At 56.7% G+C, this 21,096-nt stretch carries 16 protein-coding genes and 2 tRNA genes; 3 read left to right on the top strand and 15 right to left on the bottom strand.

What is annotated here, in order from left to right; all coding sequences use genetic code 11:
- Positions 1–7: 7 nt before the first annotated feature.
- The 15 genes from LIO98_RS05385 to ygfK form a co-directional block, all read right to left on the bottom strand.
- Complete coding sequence (locus LIO98_RS05385) at positions 8–892, bottom strand: permease-like cell division protein FtsX (protein ID WP_291953869.1); 885 nt, start codon at positions 890–892, stop codon at positions 8–10.
- On the bottom strand, positions 879–1,574 hold the full coding sequence (locus LIO98_RS05380; RefSeq protein WP_291953868.1) for an ATP-binding cassette domain-containing protein: 696 nt from the start codon (positions 1,572–1,574) through the stop codon (positions 879–881). Before LIO98_RS05380 ends, LIO98_RS05385 begins: the two co-directional genes overlap by 14 nt.
- Positions 1,575–1,582: 8 nt before the next feature.
- Positions 1,583–2,530, bottom strand: a complete 948-nt coding sequence (locus LIO98_RS05375; protein ID WP_291953865.1) for a transketolase C-terminal domain-containing protein — start codon at positions 2,528–2,530, stop codon at positions 1,583–1,585.
- The gene (locus LIO98_RS05370; RefSeq protein ID WP_291953863.1) at positions 2,520–3,347 is read right to left on the bottom strand and encodes a hypothetical protein; all 828 of its coding nucleotides are present in this window, start codon (positions 3,345–3,347) and stop codon (positions 2,520–2,522) included. Before LIO98_RS05370 ends, LIO98_RS05375 begins: the two co-directional genes overlap by 11 nt.
- A complete protein-coding gene (gene csaB, locus LIO98_RS05365) occupies positions 3,340–4,350 on the bottom strand; it encodes a polysaccharide pyruvyl transferase CsaB (RefSeq protein ID WP_291953861.1) in 1,011 nt (336 codons plus the stop codon). Before csaB ends, LIO98_RS05370 begins: the two co-directional genes overlap by 8 nt.
- A 19-nt stretch (positions 4,351–4,369) precedes the next feature.
- Positions 4,370–6,280 carry a DUF5693 family protein gene (locus LIO98_RS05360; RefSeq protein ID WP_291953860.1) on the bottom strand — a complete coding sequence of 637 codons (1,911 nt, stop codon included), beginning with the start codon at positions 6,278–6,280 and terminating at the stop codon, positions 4,370–4,372.
- Positions 6,270–6,872: a Maf family protein gene (locus LIO98_RS05355; RefSeq protein ID WP_291953858.1), complete on the bottom strand. Its 603-nt coding sequence runs from the start codon at positions 6,870–6,872 to the stop codon at positions 6,270–6,272. Before LIO98_RS05355 ends, LIO98_RS05360 begins: the two co-directional genes overlap by 11 nt.
- Positions 6,869–7,117, bottom strand: coding sequence for a hypothetical protein (locus tag LIO98_RS05350; protein WP_291953856.1), 249 nt, complete (start codon positions 7,115–7,117; stop codon positions 6,869–6,871). The genes LIO98_RS05355 and LIO98_RS05350 overlap by 4 nt, the downstream gene beginning before the upstream one ends.
- 1 nt (position 7,118) lies before the next feature.
- Entirely contained in the window at positions 7,119–7,928 is an 810-nt protein-coding gene (locus tag LIO98_RS05345; RefSeq protein WP_291953853.1) for an undecaprenyl-diphosphate phosphatase, read from the bottom strand.
- Positions 7,929–7,939: 11 nt separating this feature from the next.
- Positions 7,940–9,571 (bottom strand): Na/Pi cotransporter family protein, encoded by a 1,632-nt coding sequence (locus LIO98_RS05340; RefSeq protein WP_291953851.1) that lies wholly within the window; start codon positions 9,569–9,571, stop codon positions 7,940–7,942.
- A 64-nt stretch (positions 9,572–9,635) separates the two neighbouring features.
- Positions 9,636–11,345, bottom strand: a complete 1,710-nt coding sequence (locus tag LIO98_RS05335; protein ID WP_291953849.1) for a ribonuclease J — start codon at positions 11,343–11,345, stop codon at positions 9,636–9,638.
- 198 nt (positions 11,346–11,543) lie between these two features.
- Positions 11,544–11,619: transfer RNA gene (locus LIO98_RS05330), tRNA-Glu, on the bottom strand.
- A gap of 15 nt (positions 11,620–11,634) precedes the next feature.
- Positions 11,635–11,708 (bottom strand) — tRNA-Gln (locus LIO98_RS05325).
- A gap of 59 nt (positions 11,709–11,767) precedes the next feature.
- The gene (xdh, locus tag LIO98_RS05320; protein WP_291953847.1) at positions 11,768–14,329 is read right to left on the bottom strand and encodes a selenium-dependent xanthine dehydrogenase; all 2,562 of its coding nucleotides are present in this window, start codon (positions 14,327–14,329) and stop codon (positions 11,768–11,770) included.
- Positions 14,330–14,393: 64 nt separating this feature from the next.
- Complete coding sequence (gene ygfK / locus LIO98_RS05315; RefSeq protein WP_291953845.1) at positions 14,394–17,546, bottom strand: putative selenate reductase subunit YgfK; 3,153 nt, start codon at positions 17,544–17,546, stop codon at positions 14,394–14,396.
- 300 nt (positions 17,547–17,846) lie between these two features.
- Between ygfK and LIO98_RS05310 the strand changes: the two genes are divergently transcribed.
- Genes LIO98_RS05310 through LIO98_RS05300 form a run of 3 tightly spaced genes read left to right on the top strand, consistent with a single transcriptional unit; the run spans position 17,847 to position 21,084 of the window.
- Positions 17,847–18,491, top strand: coding sequence for a helix-turn-helix transcriptional regulator (locus tag LIO98_RS05310; protein WP_291953843.1), 645 nt, complete (start codon positions 17,847–17,849; stop codon positions 18,489–18,491).
- A 25-nt stretch (positions 18,492–18,516) separates the two neighbouring features.
- Positions 18,517–19,731: a diaminopropionate ammonia-lyase gene (gene dpaL, locus LIO98_RS05305; RefSeq protein ID WP_291953841.1), complete on the top strand. Its 1,215-nt coding sequence runs from the start codon at positions 18,517–18,519 to the stop codon at positions 19,729–19,731.
- Between the two features lie 42 nt (positions 19,732–19,773).
- Positions 19,774–21,084 carry a YgeY family selenium metabolism-linked hydrolase gene (locus tag LIO98_RS05300; protein ID WP_291953840.1) on the top strand — a complete coding sequence of 437 codons (1,311 nt, stop codon included), beginning with the start codon at positions 19,774–19,776 and terminating at the stop codon, positions 21,082–21,084.
- Positions 21,085–21,096 lie beyond the last annotated feature (12 nt).

Here is a 21,096-nt window from a genome sequence, read left to right as displayed (position 1 = left end):
CGCAGGGTTAAAGCGGCTTAGCCGCCTTCCTGATAAATTTCTCCACGGCGATAAGGCTCGCGAAGAGGCTCACCACCGTCCCGCAGCAGATGAGCACAAGGCTCAGCTTAGCGAGAAGCCGAGGCGATTCGATAAATGAGAGGAACGGCAGCATATCCTTCAGGCGGGCCACCGCGCTGAAGTAGGAATATCCCAGAGCCGCGGAGGCGACAAGCGCGCCCGTCAGTCCCAGAATGAACCCCTGGATGACAAAGGGAAAGGCGACGTAGGTGGAGGTCGCGCCAACCTTCATCATCACGTCTATCTCCTCGGCGCGCGAGTATACCGCTATCCTGATAGTGTTGAAGAGGACCACGCCGCTCGCGGCAAGCGCTACGATGAGCATCACTAAAGAGAAACGCTCGACAAAGGTCGAAAGACGCGTCAGCTTTTCCGCGACATGCCCCGCGTATACTATATCGTCCACGTCGGGGATCGCCATCAGCATGCGGGCGGTATCCGAAACCTCCGCGGCGCGGCTGACGCGAACCTCGATACTCGCTGGAAGAGGGTTGGAACCAAGCAGCGTCACCGCGTTGGCCTGATTTCCAAGACGCGCACGCAGCCGTTCCAGGGCAGTTTCTTTAGTTATTACTTTTACACTTTTAACATTGCGCATCGCTTTTATCCTCTTTGCGGCAGCCTCAAGGTCGGTGTCAGGCTTCATATATGCCTGTATTGAGAGCTGGTTTTCCATCGTGCCGATGACATTTCTTATGTTGAGGATAAAGAGCATCGTCGCCCCGATCACGAAAAAGACGGACATGGCGGTAAAGACCGTCAGAAGGCTCATGCCGAAATGACGCCATACCAGACGCCATCCGTCTCTCAGAATATATTTAATACGTGACATCAGCCTCGTAGCCTCCTTCCTTGTCATCGCGGACGATGCGTCCGCGTCTTATCTCAACAACGCGGTGCCTGTAGGTATCGACGATCGCCTGGTTGTGCGTCGCCATGATGACGGTGGTCCCCGCGGCGTTGATGTCAAGCATCAGCTGCATGATCTCGTCGGCCGTATGGCTGTCAAGGTTTCCCGTCGGTTCGTCGGCCAATATCAGCGACGGTCCGTTGACGATCGCGCGCGCGATGGTGAGGCGCTGCTGCTCACCGCCGGAAAGCTGCGGCGGATAAAGGTTCCGGCGCCGCCAGATGCCGACAGTCTTCAGTACGTCAGCGACACGCTCCTCTATCTCACGCGAGGGAACCCCCATCACCTCGAGCACAAAGGCGACGTTCTCAAAGGCGGTGATATTTGGCAGCAGGCTGAAATCCTGAAAGATGACGCCGATGTCGCGGCGGAACAGGGCCAGCTCAAAACGGCCCATCTTCCGCAGCGCGCGTCCGCCTACGCTGATGTGCCCCCTGGAGGGAATGACTTCGCGGAATATACAGCGCATAAGGGTCGTCTTGCCGGAGCCCGTCTCCCCCACCAGATAGACGAATTCTCCGCGGTCTATACTAAGATAAACATCTTCCAAAGCAACGATATCCGGCTCAAATATCTTTGTGACGCCGGAAAACTTTATATCCATATTTCAAATTACCTCCTGCGCAGCGCCCACGCTTGGGCGGACGCGTCAACGATCTCTTTCCAGGTCAGTCCGTAGTACTCGCGAAGCTCTTCGGGAGTACCGCTGTTTACAAATTGATCCTCTACCGCCACACAGCGCAGCGGCACCGGATATGTCCGGCCCAGACACTCAGCGGCCGCGCCGAATAGGCCGCCGATGTTGCCGTGCTCCTCCGCGACGACGCAGCATCCGGTCCGGCGGACGGATGAAAGCAGAACGCTTTCGGGAAAAGGCTTCAGACTGTAGCAGTCTATGACCTCGGCGCTGATGTTCTGCCGTTCAAGCTGCTCCGCGGCAAGCAAGGCCTGACTAACCATGATACCACAGGCACATATCGTTACGCCAGTTCCGCTGCGAAGTATCCGCGCGCCGCCAAAGCGGAACGATTCGCCGTAGGAATCGTCCAGCGCCGGTACCGGCGTACAGCCAAGCCGCATGTAGAGCGGCGCGGAGGTATTTTCACTCCTCTCGAGGATACCTCTGAGGGCAGCCATGTCAGAGGGAATAAAGACGTTCATATTGGGAATGGTACGCATAAGGGCAAGATCTTCCAAAAGCTGAACGGCGGCCCCCTCGTGGGCGCAGGAGAGCCCGCCGTTCAGCGCCGCGATACGCACCGGAAGCTTGGGCAGCGCGATTGCCTCGCGTATCTGCGCGTAGCCGCACCCCGTGAGTTCGGCGACGCGTCCCAGCAGCCAGGTTTTTTTACCGGCGATCGCGCTGCCGGCGGCACGCATAAGCGCACCCGCCACCGATGATTCCGTACGAATATACTTTTCAGGAGGCAGCCTGTCAAAAAGCTCCGTCTCCGTTACCTCTTCGGTCGTAAGCAGAAGGAAGTCTTCATCGTTCAGCGCGTATTCCGTGATCAGCTCACAAAAGGCGGCAAATGTCGATATCTTTTCGTTAATGCTCATTGGATTTTACCTCCAGTTCTTCCAACGCCTGATCCAGTTCTCCCATACTCAGCGAATGCGCTGTCTCGGACTGTCCCGAATCAGATACGGAGAGTCCGAGTGCGCCCGCTATGGAGACGAAAAGCGCCTTTGGACCGCCATCTTTGAAGTCAAAGGAATTACAGGCCTCTTCAAGAGAGCGGAGATCTTCCGCGATCGCCTGCCTGACCTCCCAGCCACAGGAAGATAACATTCGTACGTTGTTTGTACTAACGCTCGAACCGCCGTCAGCCTCCGATTCGCGTGTGGCGATCACGACAAGAAGGTTGGGAATACCGCAAAGGCCGATATGTTTCATTTCTCTGATAAATTCTTCCGATGAAAACGAGAGACCGGCTGTAAGAAATACGACGCGCGGCTTTTCCTCCTCGCGGGATAACTCCTTCGCGATGGCGGCGGCCATCGCCACCGCCGGCTGCACCGTAAGACATGGCGCGTCGATCCCCGGAGTTCTCTTGAAATCCGGCAGCGCCTGAAGCATCGCGCCTAAACGGCGGTAATGCCACAGGTGTTCCCTCTCAAAGAAGCCCCGCCGCGCGAGCACGGCATAGAGAGCGGGAATCGCCGCGGGTATATCCGTTATGAAGCGGTCACGGTCTCTTCGCCCCGGTTCGGAGGGAATGAGCAGCAGCTCCTCCCAGTAGAGATAAACGAGCAGGTCGGCGGCAGACATAGATGTTTCAAAGGGACCGGAGCGCGCCAGTCCAACCATGCGCAGGACATCTTTCCGTACCTCGGCCGCTATAGATTTCAGCTCTTCAATTCTTTTGTTATCCATTTCTATCACCTAACACGCCGCGCAGCCCCGCAGTAAATTTTTCACGCACCGCCGCCGCGGCTTTGCTTTGCACAGTATTATCGTTCAGTTTACCGAGCCCTACCGGACCCTCGCCCACTACCTCGACATTATAGCGCATACAGAAGCCCAAAACCTTCGGATCATAGGCGCATCCGGCAAGCGGAATTCCGGCCAGCAGACAGAGCACTAAAAAGTGAAGCCTCATACCGACCGCTCCCGACGCGCCTTGAACGGCCGCTGAAAACTCCTCTAAGTTTTTCACAGTTATTATATCGCGGATTTTTACATATTGCAGAGAGTGCAGTCTCTCGATCTCAGCGGCATCCTCGGCGGCAAGGGCGACGCCGCGCACTTCACAGCCAGCTGCATCGGCGGCTTCACGGCACCTCTCGGCCGTCATCCGCGCAAGATCCCCGTATCCGGGGCGCGCGTTAAAGAGGATCAGAGGCTCTTTTACCGCGTTTTTTTCAGGTACGAGCGACATAACAAGGTCGGGAGTGAGCTCAGCGCTCAAGCCAAGATCTCCGGCCATTTTCAGCGAACTTTCGTCACGCACGCTTATATACGAGCATAACGAAAGAGCCAGACGAGTGACTCCCCGCGCCGCCTTTGAGCGCAGCGGGCCCACAGACTGCCCCACTGCCCATATCCGCAGCCCCTTCATCTTCGCGATCAGCATCACCGCGCAGTAATAGAGGCATGAGCGCAGACTCGTACTGTCTTGAAAAAGACCGCCGCCGCCAAGAAGCAGCGTGCGGCTATCCGAACAGGCTCTCGCCACGTCGCCGAGCCGCCAGCGGTTGAAGGAAGCGACGCCAAAACGTTCTTCACTGTCATCCGGCGTAGACGACAGGATGGCGATCCGGCTTCGTTCAACTCCGGCTTCACGCAAAAGAGAGACGGCGGCCTCGGCAAGCAGCTCATCACCGAGGTTGCCGAAGCCGTAGTATCCGAGAAGGAGTACGTCGAATTTTTTCCCCAATTTTTCTCTCCCGAGGGAGCTAAAGGCTTTTGGAAACTCTCCGCCAAAGCGGAATAAGGACAAAGTGCAGAACCGCCACGCCGACCGTTCCCAGCAGCAGGCCGAGCCACCAGCCGTTGAGCACGCGGATCACACTGAGGTAAAGAAGCGTGTGGAAGTGGCAAAAGGTGTTCACTGCCGAGCAGAAAGCCAACACCGCGGCGATACGCACCACCTCGCGGTAGTGCGGAATATACTTATTGCGTACCAGATACCAGTACAAAACAAGCGCCGGATAACCGATAAGAAACTCCTTCGTTCGCGGACGCACTACCATCACGCGCTCCATGAAGTCACGGAAGGCCACCTCCAGCGCGGGAACATTCGAAACGTTGTCGCTGCGCAGCGCCATCACGAGCATCACCAGCAGCATCACGCCGATCAGCACCAGCTCGCCCCATATCGCGGGACGCACGACGATCTCGCCGATCGTCTCCGGATGGACGCGCCGCGTAAGGTCATGGAAGAGCAGCAGCAGCGGCGGCAGAAGCAGCGTAAGCTTGACGCCGGAGAATGGCGTCAGCCGCAGCGCCGCTGCGGAGGTCCCGTAAAAGGAGGCGATGGAAAGGCCTCCGGCAACGACGATAAGCAGGCCGATGACCGCGCCTCTGAGACGCCGCTCCGAGCTCTCAAGCGCCGTCATCGCCCCTTCTGTGGCAGCCAGGGCGCCGCAGAACCCACCTAGCAGTTTCGCGGCAAAAGATATCTTCCACATAGCCCCGCCAAGCAGGAGGGCCGCGGCAAAGAGGACAAGAGCCTGCATCGGTTTGACATCTCCGTTTTCAGTGCCTGTGAGCCGTGAAATATAGAACCAGAGGGTAAAGAGGACCACCAGCCCGCAGGCGGCCGCTCCGGCCAGCGGCGCGGGCCAGCCGGGCAGCGGTTCAGGCCAGCCCAGATGATAGCCACGCGCCTCTAGCGCCTCTTTATAAGAGGCAAGATCCGCTGTGAATATTTCCAGACGTCCGCCCATCTGCAGGTCGTAGGGATGGACCATAATGAAACGTATCGAGCGCTCGTGTACCGCCCTGATAAAACGGTCGGCTATCGAACCGCGGTTTATGTTGCGTGAGATTATTTCGTCGCGCGTAAGGCTGTGCATCGGAATGACAAGATGACCGATCTTCGCGGCCAGCTGCGGCACGCCTATCTGCTTTACAAATTCCACCTGTGAAAGAGTGATTCCCTTGTCCTTCATCACCTTGGCAAGGGGTCCGATCTCGGGATAGCCGGAGACGATCAGGCCGGCGGGAATTATGTTCCTGATTTGAGGGAACCTGTCCGTAAGAAATAGGAAGGCTTCGGCGACATTTTTCCCAGAGGCAGGAGTGCAGGGTCCGGGACGGAAGAGCACGGGTATATTGTGTTTCGAGGCAAATTCAAGAGCGGAAATGTCGGGGACAAAGGTAGAGAACTTGAACTCTTCCACTGTACCGGGAAGCATGATGTAGTTGTATTCACCACCGGTCACCAGCTCAGCGGCTGGAAGTTTTGTCTTGATGTATTTATAGAGTATATCAGCGTAAGATAGTTTTGCCGGGTAACGTAAAACCGCCCTGTTAGGCTCCCGTTCAGCGTCTTTAACGCTGAGCATCGAAGCCGCGGAGCCGAAACGCAGCGGCAGCGGATTATGGATCGCAAGTTCGTCTCCGGTATATTCGGAGACCGCCACCCCCATGACGCCGAGCGCGTTTATTTTCCGCCACACCGAGAGAGGCGATTCCGAATACTGATAGGCAAGCGAGGTAATATCCTTATATTCCGTAATAAAGGCGACTGTCTTATTTGAGTTTTCCGCGCGCAGGCGCGATGTGAGTCCGATCAGCGCCAGCAGCATCGCCAGCAGCAGGGCGGCGTACAGCAGTGTACGTTTGTTTATTCTATTCATCATTATAGATCCTCCATTGCTCCGAAAGTCCTATCCCCATCTCAGCGAACATCCGGCTGACACGAAAGAGCGGAAGCCCGACGACATTGAAATAACAACCATCTATACGCTCCGCGAGAAGCGTGCCCCTCTCCTGGATCGCATAGGCTCCCGCCTTGTCCATACTCTCTCCAAGCGCGATATAGGCCGAGATATCTTCTTTTTCCAGCGGCCGGAAGGTGACGCACGTCTCTTCGGCGCGTACAAGTTTACGCCTGTCCGGGGCGATCAGCGCTACGCCGGTAAAGACTGAATGCATACGCCCGGAGAGCTCCGCGATCATCGCGGCAGCCTCCTCTTCGCACTTCGGCTTGCCGAGTATCCGTCCATCGAGAGCTACCACCGTATCGGCCCCAAGCACCCAGTTTCCAGGGAACCGGGAGGCGACGCAGGAGGCCTTCTCTTCGGCAAGGCGCTTTACAAGTTCCGCCGGCGGCTCGCCGTCGAACTTCTTTTCGTCGACCTGCGGCGGAATCACCTCAAAAGCCCAGCCAAGGCCTGCGAGCAATTCGCGCCGCCGCGGGCTGCCGGAAGCCAGTATGATCTTACCGATCATCGCGTTATTACGATACCGGTGATCGCGCCGATCAGAGTCCCCAGGTTGAGTTTCAGCGCAAAGAGAAAACCGATCCGTACCATCACGAGATCTATCTGGCGGATGTCTATCGTGAAGTCAACGACATTGGCGAAGAGCACCGCGGTAGCCGGGAAACGTTGGAAAAACAGTCCCAGCCAGGTACCTAAGATCATGCAGAGCAGAATCACGCCCCAGCGAATCGATGAATTTTTGATAAACGACACGTTACCACGCTCCCAGGTATGTTATACCAATGGCAGATAGTCCAGCGATGAGACAGTATATGCCGAAAAACCACCACTTCGAGGCGATCACAAGTTTTTTTAGGATAAAGAGCGAAAGCAGGCCGCTGAGGAAAGCGCAGACCGCTCCGAAAAACCAGCCGGAGGGCAAAGTAGAGACAAAATTATGCCAGCCGCCTATCTCCAGCGCCTGGACCAGCGTGGCCCCGATTATTGCCGGGATCGAAAGCAGGAAGGAGAAGCGGAAGGCCGACTCCTTTGAAAGCCCCGCGGCAAGTCCGGCCATGATCGTCATTCCAGAGCGTGATATGCCTGGCAGGACGGCGATACCCTGAGCGATGCCTACATAGACGCCGTCCATCAGCGCTACCCGTCCGTAACCCTCGCGTATCCAGCGCGAGATCACCAGCAGTATTCCAGTAATGACAAGGCCGATACCAACCAACAGAGAGTTAAGGGATGCCTCCTCCGCGAAATTCTTGAGGGCGAAGCCGATAACGCCCGTTATTAGAGTTCCGAGAATCACCGCCCAGCCGATATGCCAGCCCAGCTTCTTGCGGGCCTCTGCGTTTACGAAACCGGCACACCACTGACCCAAAAAGGTGAGGATATCCGAGAAGAAAAAGAGTATCGTCGCAAGCGTCGTGGACACATGCAGCACGAGGTCATAATTCAGCGGCGGCAGCTCAATGCCAAGAAATATCTTCGCGAGCGCCAGATGGCCGGAGCTGCTGACAGGCAGAAATTCCGTAAAGCCCTGTACAAGGCCGAGTATTATCACATCAAAATTCATTTACAAACACCTCATGCTTTTACATTTTTTGTACTATGATGGAGCCTCTTGATGTCGAAGACCACCATCGCAAGGTTGTTCGCATGGTCACCGACACGTTCAAGATTACTGAGAATATCGATAAATATGACCCCCGCCCTGGGGCTGCAGCCACCGGCGTTCAGCCTTGCGATGTGCTGGGAGCGCAAAGTTTTTTCCATGTAGTCTATACGCTCTTCAAGCGCCAGGACCTCTCTCGCCAGCGCCGGATTCTCGTCCTCAAGGGCCTGGATGCTCTTTGACAGGGCAGATATGACCAGCTCGAACATCTCGTTGCCCTCTTCAAGCGCCAACTGCGAAAAGGCGAGCTTATGGTCCTGAAGGTATTGGTACATTTCGACAAGGTTCGTCGCGTGGTCGCCGATCCTCTCCACATCTCCCACCGCGTTGGTGCATGAGTTCAACAGAAGGGAGAGGTCCGTCGAGAGTCCCGTCTGCCCGGTCTCCATAGAGTAACGGACGATTTCATGGGTCATCTCATTAACGTTAAGCTCCGCGCGCCCCACCTCGTCGACAAGCTTCTCATTGTTCTCTATGAGGATGCGGCGGCAGTTGTCGATCATTTGCAGCGTCAGACAGGCAAGACGAATCATCTCTTTGCGGACCGCGTCGACCGCTGCGGCCCGCGAAGCCGTGATCAGCGCCGGGTTAAGGTAGATAGTCCCTGTAGCCGCCGCGTTCTTATCATCCGGTATGATCCTGCGGATGAACTTCGCGTACTGTGAGACGAAGGGCAGGAACATAAAGGCGATGATGATATTGAATATTGTATGCGCGTTCGCCACCTGGCGCGGGATGGTCGTCGCCGTCAGTTCGATGAGCATCGTATACATCGGCAGCACCATCAGGATAACTACCGTACCCAGCACCTTTATCATGACGTGGGCCGCCGCCGCCTGCTTAGCTGAACGGTTCGCGCCCAGAGAGGCGATGACCGCAGTTATGGTCGTACCGATATTGTCTCCAAGGATGATGACGATCGCCGTCTGCAGCGGAATTACTCCCTGAGCCGTGACCGCCATCGTCAGGCCGACGGTGGCCGAGCTCGACTGCACTATCAGCGTGATAACGAGTCCCGCCATGAAGGCCAGGATCGGATGGCTGCCGAACGCCATGAGCAGATCGGGGCGTTCCTTCAAAAAACTCAGCGGCTCCTGCATCATATTCATGCCGATGAATAGAAGCGCGAAGCCGATGATGCCGATGCCTATCTGCTTGCGGCGCTTCTTATGGCAGAGGATACATATTGCGGCGCCGGCCAGAGCGCAGACATAGGCGACATTCGTGATGTCAAAAGCTATCAGCTGTCCAGTGACCGTTGTACCGATATTGGCTCCGAGGATGACGCCGATCGCCTGCATCAGGTTCATAAAACCGACGTCTACAAAACTGACCACCATAACGGTCGTGGCGCTGCTGCTCTGCAGGATGGAGGTGACCAGAGTTCCCACCATCATGCCCTTGATCGGCGTCCCGGTAAGTGATCCTATAAGCTTTCTAAGACGGTCTCCAGCGATTATCTGCAGGGAATCTCCCATGATGATGATACCGTAGATGAGAATTCCCACACCAGCCAATACCTGAAGAACAGCGCTTATAGACATAAAGAACCTCTCCTCAATTTTTATGCGGCTTATTATAGCCGCATAATTTGAATTTTATAATCCTCTATATATATGTGATCAGAGGAATGATTGTCGGGTAGTTGCGCGAGCTTCTGCCAAAGACGTCGCGTATCCTCTTTCGTATCTCCGTAGGAAGAGTCTCTCTCTTTGCCCCAGGCATGCGCGCAAACTGCGTCACCGCGCTCAGCACGGCATTCTCAAGTTCACGGAAGGTGCTGCCGTCGTCCGCGGAATAGACGCTGCCTCTCGTCTGTATCTGCACCGGCGCCGCGGGACGCATATTCTTGTCCAGCGCCACCGACACGACTACAAGGCCGTTCTCCGCCATCTCGCGGCGTTCGCGCAGGATGCTGCCCTCAAATTCCCCAAGGACGACGCCGTCGATGAGTACGGGGCCTGCCTGTACATGCCCCGCTATCTCCGCCTTCGCCGAACCATGAAATTTGAGAAGGTCGCCGTTCTGAAGTATGAAAATATTCTTTGCGGAAACGCCCATCTCCTTCGCAAGCTGCGCGTGGCGCACCAAATGACGGTACTCGCCATGACAGGGGACGAAGAACTTCGGGCGGGTGAGGCTCATCATAAGCATGAGCTCGTCGCGCGAGGCGTGTCCAGATACATGTATCTTCTCGTCGCGCTCATATATCACCTCCGCGCCGCAGCCAAAGAGACGGTTCACCGTCTGGCTGACAAGTTTTTCATTGCCTGGGATTGGCGTGGCGGAGATAATGACAAGGTCTCTGGGGCCCAGCTTCACCTGTCGGTGCGCGCCGCGGCTCATCAGCACAAGGCCGGAGAAAGGCTCCCCCTGGCTGCCGGTCGTCAGGACGACGACGCGGTTGTCGGGAAGGTGATCCGCCTCCTGAGGCGTAATGACGATCCCCTCCGGTATATCAAGATAGCCAAGTTTATCGGCCAGCTCCACGTTGGCTATCATGCTGCGCCCCACAAGCACCACCTTACGGTTAAAGCGCGCGGCGGTAGCTATTATCATGCGGCTCCTGTTCAGGTTGCTCGCGAAGGTCGCCACAACGATACGCCTGTCCTTATAAAGCCGGAAGAGACGTTCAAATGTCTGTCCGATCATCTTTTCCGATGGGGTAGCCCCAGGCTTTTCCACATTTGTGGAGTCGGACATCAGCAGCAGCACCCCCTCGTCGCCAAGGCGCGCGAGAGCGCTGTAGTCCGAACGGTTGCCGTCTATCGGCGTCGGATCAAACTTAAAGTCGCCAGTATGCACAACGACGCCGGCGGGTGTACGTATCGCCAGAGCGTTCGCATCCGGTATAGAGTGGCACATCTGGATAAACTCCACCTCAAAGCAGCCGGCCTTGATCCGGTCGCCCGGATAGATGTAGTGGAACTCAGGAACATAGCCGGTATTGGCATCGATCATTTTGTTTTCGATGAGGCCACCGGCGAGTCTTGAGCAGTATACGGGAACATCGATGCGCGGCAGCACAAACGGCAGCGCGCCTATATGGTCCTCGTGTCCATGGGTGATGAAGATACCCCTTATCTTTGATTTATTCTCCACAAGGAACTCCACGTCCGGGATCACAAAATCTATCCCCAGCATATCTTCCTCTGGAAACTTAAGTCCACAATCGACTATGATATAGTCGTCGCCATAGCCAAATACCGTCAGGTTTTTACCTATCTCACCCATTCCTCCGAGCGGACAGACAAAAAGATCGGCACTTTTGACCCTACGTTTACGTGTATTGCACTTCTTTTTTTCGGGATCAGCCATTAATACAACTCCCCTCCAATATACTATCATATCACGAGTTCTGATATTGAGCTATAGTTTTATGTTAGCTATTTGAACTTTTTTGGCAATGTTTTTATGCGGGAAGCCAAAATCTATTATTTTCAGACGCCGTGCCGTCTCACTGTGGAAAAAATAGAAAAGGACCGCTCTCGCAGCGGTCCTTTTCTATTTTATATTTGGCAGTCCCTAGGGGATTCGAACCCCTGTTAACGGGCTGAGAACCCGCCGTCCTAGGCCCCTAGACGAAGGGACCACATCGCGATGATAGTGGCTGGGGTACAAGGATTTGAACCTCGATTACCTGATCCAGAGTCAGGCGTGCTGCCGTTGCACCATACCCCAATTGGGCCGAACGGGGAATATTATATAGGAATTTGAGATATTGTCAACAGGCAGGATTTTTATTTTTTCTTCTTGCTGTAAGGCGTATCCTTCAGCGGCAGCTTCGTGCGGAAGATATGGTCCACCGCATAGTAGGCCCCCGCCACGGCAGGCGCGGTAGGGATGGTGCTGATCTCCCCAATGCCCTTAGCCCCGTAGGCAACGTCGAGCAGCTCCTTCTTTTCGACATAGATCGCCTCGATATTCGGTATCTGGTTGGCCCGCATCAGCCCCAAGGTACCGTACTTATTTTGCGGCACGCAGTCCTTCAGATCAAAATTCTCCGTCAGCGCATACCCCAGCCCCATCAGCACTCCGCCCTCGATCTGGCCCTGTATCGCGATAGGATTGACGACCTTTCCCGAATCATGGGCGGCGTAGACCTCGGACACGCGCCCGTCTTCATCGAGGACGACGACGTGCGTCGCGAAGCCGTAGGCCACGTGGCTCTTGGGATATGGTTTCTGTGAGCCGAGCGGGTCGGTCGGTTCGAAGTATTCCGCGAAAAATTCACGTCCCTCCAGCCTGGATAGGTCTCCGCCAACTTCGCGCATCGCGTCGCTGAGCTCCGCCGCCGCCATACGCACCGCCTCGCCGGTGATCAGCGTCTGGCGCGAGCCCGAGGTCGTCCCCGAGTCCGGGGCCACCTCGGAGTTGCTGCCGAGGTTCCTTATCTCGCCGCGCCCCAGGCCGGTTGCCTCCGCCACCATCTGCACGAAGACCGTCGCGCATCCCTGGCCGATGTCGGAGGCCGCGGCATAAATCTCCACGATCCCGTCGTGAACGGCGAGCTTGGCGCGCCCCTTGTCAGGAAGCCCCACGCCGACGCCGGCGTTCTTCATCGCGCAGGCGATCCCCGCATGTCCGGCGTTTTTCTCATACACCTCGCGCACAGCCTCAAGCGTCTCTTTGAGCGCCGTCGAGCGGTCCGCTATCTGTCCGTTTGGCAGTACTTTGCCAGGTTCAATAGCGTTGCGGTAACGTATCTCCCAGGGGGAGATGCCAACCTTCTCCGCGAGCAGGTTGATGGTAGACTCCAGAGCAAACTCGCTCTGACAGACGCCAAAGCCGCGGAAAGCCCCCGCCGGCGGGTTGTTGGTGTAGTATCCGAACCCGCGGATGTTGGTGTTCTGGTAGCAGTAAGGCCCTACCGAATGGGTACAGGCGCGTTCAAGCACGGGGCCGCAGAGCGACGCGTAGGCTCCCGTGTCGAAATATATCTCACAGTCAAGCCCGGTAAAGATACCGTTCTCGTCGCAGCCGAGCGTGAAGCTCCCCTCCATAGCGTGGCGTTTGGGGTGGAAGGCTATCGACTCGCCGCGGGAAAATTTTACCTTCACCGGACGGCCTACGGAGAGCGCCGCCAGCACGGCGATGTGCTGCGCGGAGACGTCCTCTTTGCCGCCAAAGCCGCCGCCGACAAGCTTATTCTCCACCATGATACGCTCCGGCTCCCAGCCGAGCATGATCGAGATCTCTTTGCGAGTATCGTAGACGCCCTGGTCCGAGGTATAGACCTTTACGCCGTCTTTGTAAGGGAAGGCGAGGGCGCATTCGGGCTCCAGGAAGGCATGTTCGGTGAAGGGCGTGCTGTAGCTCCGGGTCACGACATATTTCGATTCGGCCAGCGCCTTTTTGGCGTCGCCGCGCGTGACGTGCCTTGACTGGCAGAGGTTGCCCTTTTCGTGGACTAAAGGCGCGCCAGGAGCCTTCGCCTCATAGACGCTGCGCACCGGCTCTAGCTCCTCATAATCGATCTTAACGAGTTTTTTTGCCTGCGCAAGGATATCCTCATTTTCCGCAATGACGAGGCAGATGGCGTCGCCGACACAGCGCGTTACGCTTCCTTTGGCGATCATCACGTCCCAGTCCTGCTGGATGTGGCCTACCTTATTATTAGGCACGTCCTCCGCCGTAAGCACGCCGAGCACTCCCGGAAGCGAAAGCGCCTCCGAGACGTCGATATCAAGGACTCTCGCGCGCGGATATTTCGAGCGGACGGCGGAGGCGTGGACCATGCCCTCCATCACCACGTCGTCGACATATTCTCCATAACCGAGCACTTTCTCGCGCACGTCGATACGGAAGGCCCGCTCCCCGACGCCAAAGTCGCGCCCGTCTTCAAGTTTTTTCTCGATCACGGCCTCACCGCGCAAGATCGCGGCGGCAAGGCTAATACCCTCGATAATTTTTTTATAGCCGGTACAGCGGCAGATATTACCTACGATCGCCTGTTTTATATCGTCCTCCGCAGGGTCGGGGTTACGGTCGATAAGTGCCTTGCCGGCCATTACCATCCCCGGAGTGCAGAAGCCGCATTGGACGGAACCCATCGCGCCAAAGGCGTAGACGAAGGCCTCTTTCTCCCTTTCGCTGAGCCCCTCCGTCGTAACGATGGATTTGCCTGCCGCCCTTTTCGTCGACAAAACGCAGGAGCGCACCGCCTTTCCGTCGACGATGATCGTGCAGGTGCCGCAGGCGCCCTCGCTGCAGCCGTCTTTTACCGAACGCAGTCCCAAATCGTCGCGCAGAAAGCGAAGCAGGGGCTTATCCTGCGCCGTCTCATATACGTTTCCGTTCACGGTAAAACTGTATAGCTCTCCCATTTTATCTTCCCCTTTTCTCAGCAGTCAGGGTGAAAATTTTCTATTCCTTCTCTATTCCGTGAAAAGATGTCAGGCAAAGCTGCTCCTCTGCGGCAGAGATCAGCGATAACACCTCTGCGGGCAGTTTTTCTGCAAGTTCCTCTCTGCCGCCGCGGTATACGGTCCCATTCAAACGCACCAGATAGCCCTCCGCAGCCGCCGCGTAGCCGGAATTCGCGCTGTCGGCGAAGTCCCGCTCGTTGGCGAAGTAGGTAAACTTATCCTTATAGGGAGCGCTCTTCCAGGGGCAGAAGGTCTCGCAGTTGCCGCATTCGTTGCACATAAGATCCAGATGTATTATCTGGGGGCGGCCCGCCGCGTCCGTCACCACCGCGTTGGCGCGGTTCGGACATACGTCCGCGCAGTTTTCGCAGACGGTGGAACACTCAAGGCAGCGTTTTGCCTCTTCACGGGACTCTTTGGGAGCGGCGATGATCCCCTTCTTGACGATGGCCGTCTCGGCGCTGCCGCTGTCGGTGTGTGCCGTTCCGCCGGCTGCGAGCCCCTCGGCAGCGGCGATCGCGTCGGCAGCCGCCCTCGCGTCGGCGATAGCCTCGACCACTGTCGCGGGGTCGCGGCGCGCGTCTCCGATGACATATACGTTGTCCGCACTCGCGGTAAACGCATCCGCAGGCTTGCCCCCTGCGGAATTTTCTATTGTTCGCCAAGGCGAACAGGGGGCGGCGCTCGCGGTAAACGCATCCGCAGGCTTGCCCCCTGTGGAATTTTCTATTGTTCGCCAAGGCGAACAGGGGGCGGCGCTCGCCGACATATCGCCCCCGCACACAACGCGGCCTCTGGCGTCTACGGCTAATCCGTTGTCCGTGAAGAATTCGCTCTCCACCTCTTCGCCGACCGCCGTGATAACCGTATCAGCCGGTATCTCGACGGCCTCATCGGTCTCTACGGGGCGGCGGCGTCCCGAGGCGTCGGGCTCGCCCAGTGTCATGCGCACACAGAGGAGCGTGCCATCGCGGAAGGCCTTCGGCGCAAGCAGTTCGCGGAAGACGACGCCCTCTTTCAGCGCCAGTTCAAGCTCTTCAAGGTCCGCCGGCATATAGGCCTTGGTGCGGCGGTAGATGAGGCTCACCCTCTGCACGCCGGGAACCCGCTTCGCGGCGCGCGCGGCGTCCATCGCCGTGTTGCCGCCGCCGATGACGGCCACATATTCTCCCAGTTCCACGCACTCACCCTTTTTATATCTCTCGAGGAAATCGAAGACGTCGGTCGTCTCCCCCTCTTTAAGCTCCAACTTTCCATGTTTCCAGGCGCCGTTGGCTATTATCACATATTTGAAACCGGCCTCTTTTAGTTCCGCAACGCTGCGGCGCGGGGCGTTCGCGACGAATTCCGCCCCATAGGCGGAGACAATTTCCATATCCTTGGACACCGCCTCCGCGCCGATACGGAAATCTGGGATGATGCGGCTGACGACGCCGCCGAACAGGGGGCTCTTCTCAAAGACGGTCGCCTTGATGCCGCTGCGCCCAAGGAAGTAGGCCGCCGCCATTCCCGCCGGACCGCCGCCGATGACCGCGGCCCTCGCGCCGCTCCGCGCAGCAGGGCGCGGAAGCGCTTTCATAACCTCGGAAAAACCCTTTTCCGCGCAGAGCAGCTTGACGGAGCGTATCTCCACCGACTCGTCATAGAAGCTGCGCGTGCAGCGGCTCATGCAGCGGTGGCTGCAAATCGTGCCCGTGATAAAGGGCAGCGGGTTTTTGTCGAGGATCACGGCAAGCGCCTCGCCGTAACGCTCCTCTCCCGCGAGCCTGATATATTCCGGTACGTCCTGTTTTATGGGACAGCCCTCTTCACAGGGCGCGATGAAGCAGTCGGTCAGGGGAACGGCTCTGTCTATCTTCCTGTTCGGGGCGGCCTTCGCCGGTTTCCGATACTTTTTATTGAGCGACGCCCGCGCGGAGAGCCTCACTATCTTTTCGTTGTCCACACCGCGGAAGGGTTCGCAGCCGCGCGCGGCATACTCGTCGGCGAGCTGCTTCACCCTCTGGTAGCCGCCCGGCTTCAAAAGCGTGGTCGCGACCGTCACCGGCCAGATACCGGCGCCGTAGAGTTCCGCGATGTTCTCCGCGTCGGCGCCGCCGGACCACGATATACGCAGCGCGCCGCCGAAATCCTCAGAAAGGCGGCGCGCCACCTCGAGCGTCAGCGGGAAGAGCGCGCGCCCGGACATGTACATCTCGCCGCCAACCATTACGTCATTGGGATTGTCCACCGGGAAGGTGTTCGTCAGCTTCACGCCGAATCCAAGACCGTTCGAGGCCGCCTTTTCCGAGAGACGCCTTATCATTGGCACCGCGTCCGCGTACTGCAGATCGTCAAGGAAATGGTGGTCGTCGAACTTCATGTAGGAAAAGCCGAGTTCGTCCATCTTCATGCGGGCATATTCATATCCGAGAAGCGTCGGGTTGCACTTAATGAAGGTATTGAGCTTTTTCTCGTCTAAAAGATAAGAGGCTATGCGCTCTATCTCCTGCGGCGGGCAGCCGTGCAGCGTTGAAAGGGTTATAGAACCGCAGACGGCAGGGGAGATGGCTTTGACATAGCTTTCGTCGATATTCTTAAAATCTTTCAGGTTCGCGAGCGTCCAGGCCTCGCAGTCCCTCCAGACCTCCGTTTTACGCGCGTCCTTGAGACCCTCTATAAATGAATCTATCTTTTCTGATTTAATGCCGTCGAGGTCGTATCCGACGCTCATATTGAACATGAAGCCGTCGGGAGCGCCGAGTGAAAATTCCTTTGAGACCAGCTTCAGGATGTACCATGCTTTTATATATTCGCCGAGCGCCTGTGGCACACGCAGCTCTGTGGACCATTCGACGTTGTAGCATTCGTCGCGCGCGTCGATACAGGGCTTTTCAACGGGCAGATCTTCCCCGTCGAGCGTCTGCACGGTCTTCAATTCAAAAAAGCGCGATCCGGCGAAATAGGCGGCGACGATATTCTGCGCCAGCTGGGTGTGCGGCCCCGCCGCTGGTCCGAAGGGCGTTTCGATCTTCTCTCCGAGAAAACTCAGCGCCGCGTTATCCGCCTTGTAGGGGAAGCGTACGCCAAAGAGGCCTTTGTCCTTCTTCATATCTTCGAGAATCCACTTCATTAATATCCCAAAGGGAATGGGAGTCATTCGGTCGCTCATGCCAGAAACCTCCTGTAATATGATTGTATTGACGCTAACATATAAAAATTTTTTAGATATCAGCATTTTATGTTATGTAAAACGACATAAACCTGTCATTATTATTTTGTGCTTCGATCTGTTTAACCTGATTCTAACACATATAAAATGAAAAGCAATAGATTCGTCAAAATTTTTTTTAGATTTTCAAAAAATTTTTTAGAAAAACTCTTGACTACGGAAATTATTGTGATATATTCAATACATACAAACGACAGAGGCAATTGTAAAAATTAGGTCAACTCGAAAGTAGATGATTACATGCAGGATATAGCAGCCGTAGACTTCATGAAACGACTCGCAAAGGGGCTCGCCGCCCAGTTCGGCGAAGACTGCGAGATCGTCATCCATGACCTTGAGTCGGAGAATAAGGATAATACCATCATCGCCATCGAGAACGGACACGTGACCCACCGCGAGGTCGGCGGCGGACCGTCGCATATAGTCCTTGAGTCGCTCAAGGCTCCCGCCGAGAAGCTTGAGGACCATTACGATTATCTCACAAAGACCTCCGACGGACGGCTGATAAAATCTTCTTCTATATATATAAAAAACGACGAGGGAAAACCGGTGGGAATTTTTTGCGTGAACTACGACATCACCAAGTTCGCGATGGCCGAGTCCACAATGAAGAGTTTCCTGCACGTCGCGCCGCAGAGCGAAGAGCCGGAGCGTATCCCGCAGAACGTCAACGAGCTGCTCGACGAGCTGATCGACAACGCCGTGCGCCACGTCGGGAAGCCGGTGCCGATGATGAAGAAGGCCGACAAGATAAAGGCGGTCCAGTACCTCAAAAATAACGGCGCCTTCCAGATACTGAAATCAGGGGACCGCGTCTGCAAATTATTCAAGATTTCAAAATTTACACTTTACAACTATATAGACTCTACAGATACAGAAAGTTAATTTATCTTACGGAGGAGCGGCTGATATGAATAGTATCAAGTGGATCGAGAACAAGATGCCCAAGACAGAGGACAAAGAGCTCGAAATAATGGCTCTTTGCAATGTGAAGGCCGCGCGCGCCTTCCATGAAAGCTTTCCGCAGTATAAGGTGACGCCGCTGGCGGAGCTGAAAGAGCTCGCGAAGTTTTACGGGATTAAGGACCTCTTTATCAAAGACGAATCCTACCGGTTCGGGCTCAACGCCTTTAAGGTGCTCGGCGGCTCATTCGCGATGGCGCGCTACATTTCAAAGCTGACCGGACGTCCGATAGAGGAGCTTACCTACGACGTGCTCACCTCCCCCGAACTCAAAAAGGAGACCGGCGATATCACCTTCTTCAGCGCCACCGACGGCAACCACGGGCGCGGCGTCGCCTGGGCGGCCAACAAGCTGGGACAGAAATCGGTGATCATGATGCCGAAGGGCTCGCAGAAGGCGCGTTTCGACAATATTCGCAAAGAGGGCGCGGTGACGACGATCGAGGAATTCAATTACGACGACTGCGTACGCAAGGCGGCGAAGGCGGCGGGCGAAACGCACGGCGGCGTGATCGTCCAGGACACCGCCTGGGAGGGCTACGAGGAGATTCCCGCCTGGATCATGCAGGGTTACGGCACGATGGCGATGGAGGCCGACCAGCAGTTCTCGGAGGCGGCGAAAGAGGCTCCGAGCCACGTATTCGTCCAGGCCGGCGTAGGCTCGCTGGCGGGCGCGGTCGTGGGTTACTTCGCAAACAGATATCCCGAAAATCCCCCCACCTTCGTGGTGGTGGAATCGGACCAGGCGGACTGCCTCTATAAATCGGCCTGCGCGGGAGACGGCGGCATCCGCATCGTCGACGGCGACATGCAGACTATCATGGCCGGCCTTGCCTGCGGTGAACCCAACACCTCCTCGTGGCAGATACTGAAAGATAAGGTCGCGGCCTTTGTCTCAGTCCCCGACTGGGTGGCGGCCAACGGCATGCGCGTACTCGGCGCGCCGCTGGCGGGAGATCCCCGCGTAGTATCGGGCGAATCGGGAGCGGCGCCCGCGGGCTTCCTCTACTCGCTGATGACGGACGAGAGCCTCGCGCCGCTTCGCGAACGGCTCGGCATCAATGAAAAATCACGGATACTCCTCTTCTCCACCGAGGGAGACACCGATCCGGAAAATTACCACCGCGTTGTCTGGGACGGCGCCTGCGCCAAAGAGCTTTAAGTATTAAAAAAATATAAAGATTTGAAGACGGAGGGAACAGTTATGGATTTCAAGGCGATCAAAGAGGCATCAGAGAGTTACAAGGCGGATATGACAAGATTTTTACGCGACCTCGTAGCGATCCCCGGCGAAAGCTGCGGCGAAGAGGGCGTAATCAACCGCATCGCGCAGGAGATGGAAAAGGTCGGATTTGACAAGGTGGAGATCGACCCGATGGGCAACGTTCTCGGCTACATGGGCAGCGGCAAGACGCTCATCGGCTACGACGCCCATATAGACACCGTGGGGCTGGGAAAGCTTTCCAACTGGAATTTTGATCCCTACGAGGGATACGAGAGCGAGACGGAGATCGGCGGACGCGGCACCAGCGACCAGCTCGGCGGCATCGTCTCCGCGGTCTACGGCGCGAAGGTCATGAAGGACCTCGGCCTGCTCTCCGACAAGTACAGGGTGGTCGTCACGGGAACGGTACAGGAAGAGGACTGCGACGGCCTCTGCTGGCAGTATATAATCAACGAGGACAAGGTCCGTCCGGAGTTCGTCGTCTCCACCGAGCCGACCGACGGCGGAATCTACCGCGGGCAGCGCGGCCGCATGGAGATACGCATCGACGTCAAGGGCGTCTCCTGCCATGGTTCGGCCCCCGAGCGCGGCGATAACGCGATATATAAGATGTCCGACATCCTTCAGGACGTACGCGCCCTGAACGAGAACGACGCCGCCGACGACAAAGCCGTGAAGGGCCTTGTAAAGATGCTTGACGAGAAGTACAACCCCGAATGGCGCGAGGCGAACTTCCTTGGCCGCGGTACAGTCACGGTATCAGAGATATTCTTCACCTCACCGAGCCGCTGCGCCGTCGCCGACTCGTGCGCCGTCTCCCTCGACCGCCGCATGACCGTGGGCGAGACGTGGGAGAGCTGCCTTGACGAGATCCGCGCGCTTCCCGCAGTGAAAAAGTACGGCGACGACGTGGTCGTCTCCATGTACGAGTATTCACGCCCCTCTTACAAAGGGCTGGTCTACCCCATCGAATGCTACTTCCCCACCTGGGTCATCCCAGAGGATCACAAGGTCACCAAAGCTCTGGAAGAGGCCTATAAAAACCTTTACGGCAGCGCCCGTATCGGCACGGAAGAGACCGTCGAGATGAGGAGGGCGCGCCCGCTGACGGACAAATGGACCTTCTCCACGAACGGCGTCTCCATAATGGGACGCAACGGCATTCCCTGCATCGGTTTCGGCCCCGGAGCCGAGGCGCAGGCCCACGCCCCTAACGAGAAGACCTGGAAGCAGGACCTCGTCACCTGCGCCGCCGTATACGCCGCCCTGCCGACGCTGTACTGCAAGTAACAGAATGACCGC

It is taken from the genome of Cloacibacillus sp., assembly GCF_020860125.1.
In the GTDB taxonomy this organism is placed as follows: Bacteria; Synergistota; Synergistia; order Synergistales; family Synergistaceae; genus Cloacibacillus.
The sequence above is the reverse complement of the archived record's forward strand: the minus strand, read 5'-3'. Positions and strand labels throughout refer to the sequence as shown.

Coding starts and splice junctions, on each gene's coding strand:
- LIO98_RS05335 (WP_291953849.1), bottom strand. CDS start 11,345: ATGGCTGATCCCGAAAAAAAGAAGTGCAATACACGTAAACGTAGGGTC.
- LIO98_RS05345 (WP_291953853.1), bottom strand. CDS start 7,928: ATGAATTTTGATGTGATAATACTCGGCCTTGTACAGGGCTTTACGGAA.
- LIO98_RS05300 (WP_291953840.1), top strand. CDS start 19,774: ATGGATTTCAAGGCGATCAAAGAGGCATCAGAGAGTTACAAGGCGGAT.
- LIO98_RS05380 (WP_291953868.1), bottom strand. CDS start 1,574: ATGGATATAAAGTTTTCCGGCGTCACAAAGATATTTGAGCCGGATATC.
- LIO98_RS05340 (WP_291953851.1), bottom strand. CDS start 9,571: ATGTCTATAAGCGCTGTTCTTCAGGTATTGGCTGGTGTGGGAATTCTC.
- dpaL (WP_291953841.1), top strand. CDS start 18,517: ATGAATAGTATCAAGTGGATCGAGAACAAGATGCCCAAGACAGAGGAC.
- LIO98_RS05375 (WP_291953865.1), bottom strand. CDS start 2,530: ATGAGCATTAACGAAAAGATATCGACATTTGCCGCCTTTTGTGAGCTG.
- LIO98_RS05370 (WP_291953863.1), bottom strand. CDS start 3,347: ATGGATAACAAAAGAATTGAAGAGCTGAAATCTATAGCGGCCGAGGTA.
- LIO98_RS05310 (WP_291953843.1), top strand. CDS start 17,847: ATGCAGGATATAGCAGCCGTAGACTTCATGAAACGACTCGCAAAGGGG.
- LIO98_RS05355 (WP_291953858.1), bottom strand. CDS start 6,872: ATGATCGGTAAGATCATACTGGCTTCCGGCAGCCCGCGGCGGCGCGAA.
- LIO98_RS05385 (WP_291953869.1), bottom strand. CDS start 892: ATGTCACGTATTAAATATATTCTGAGAGACGGATGGCGTCTGGTATGG.
- ygfK (WP_291953845.1), bottom strand. CDS start 17,546: ATGAGCGACCGAATGACTCCCATTCCCTTTGGGATATTAATGAAGTGG.
- LIO98_RS05360 (WP_291953860.1), bottom strand. CDS start 6,280: ATGATGAATAGAATAAACAAACGTACACTGCTGTACGCCGCCCTGCTG.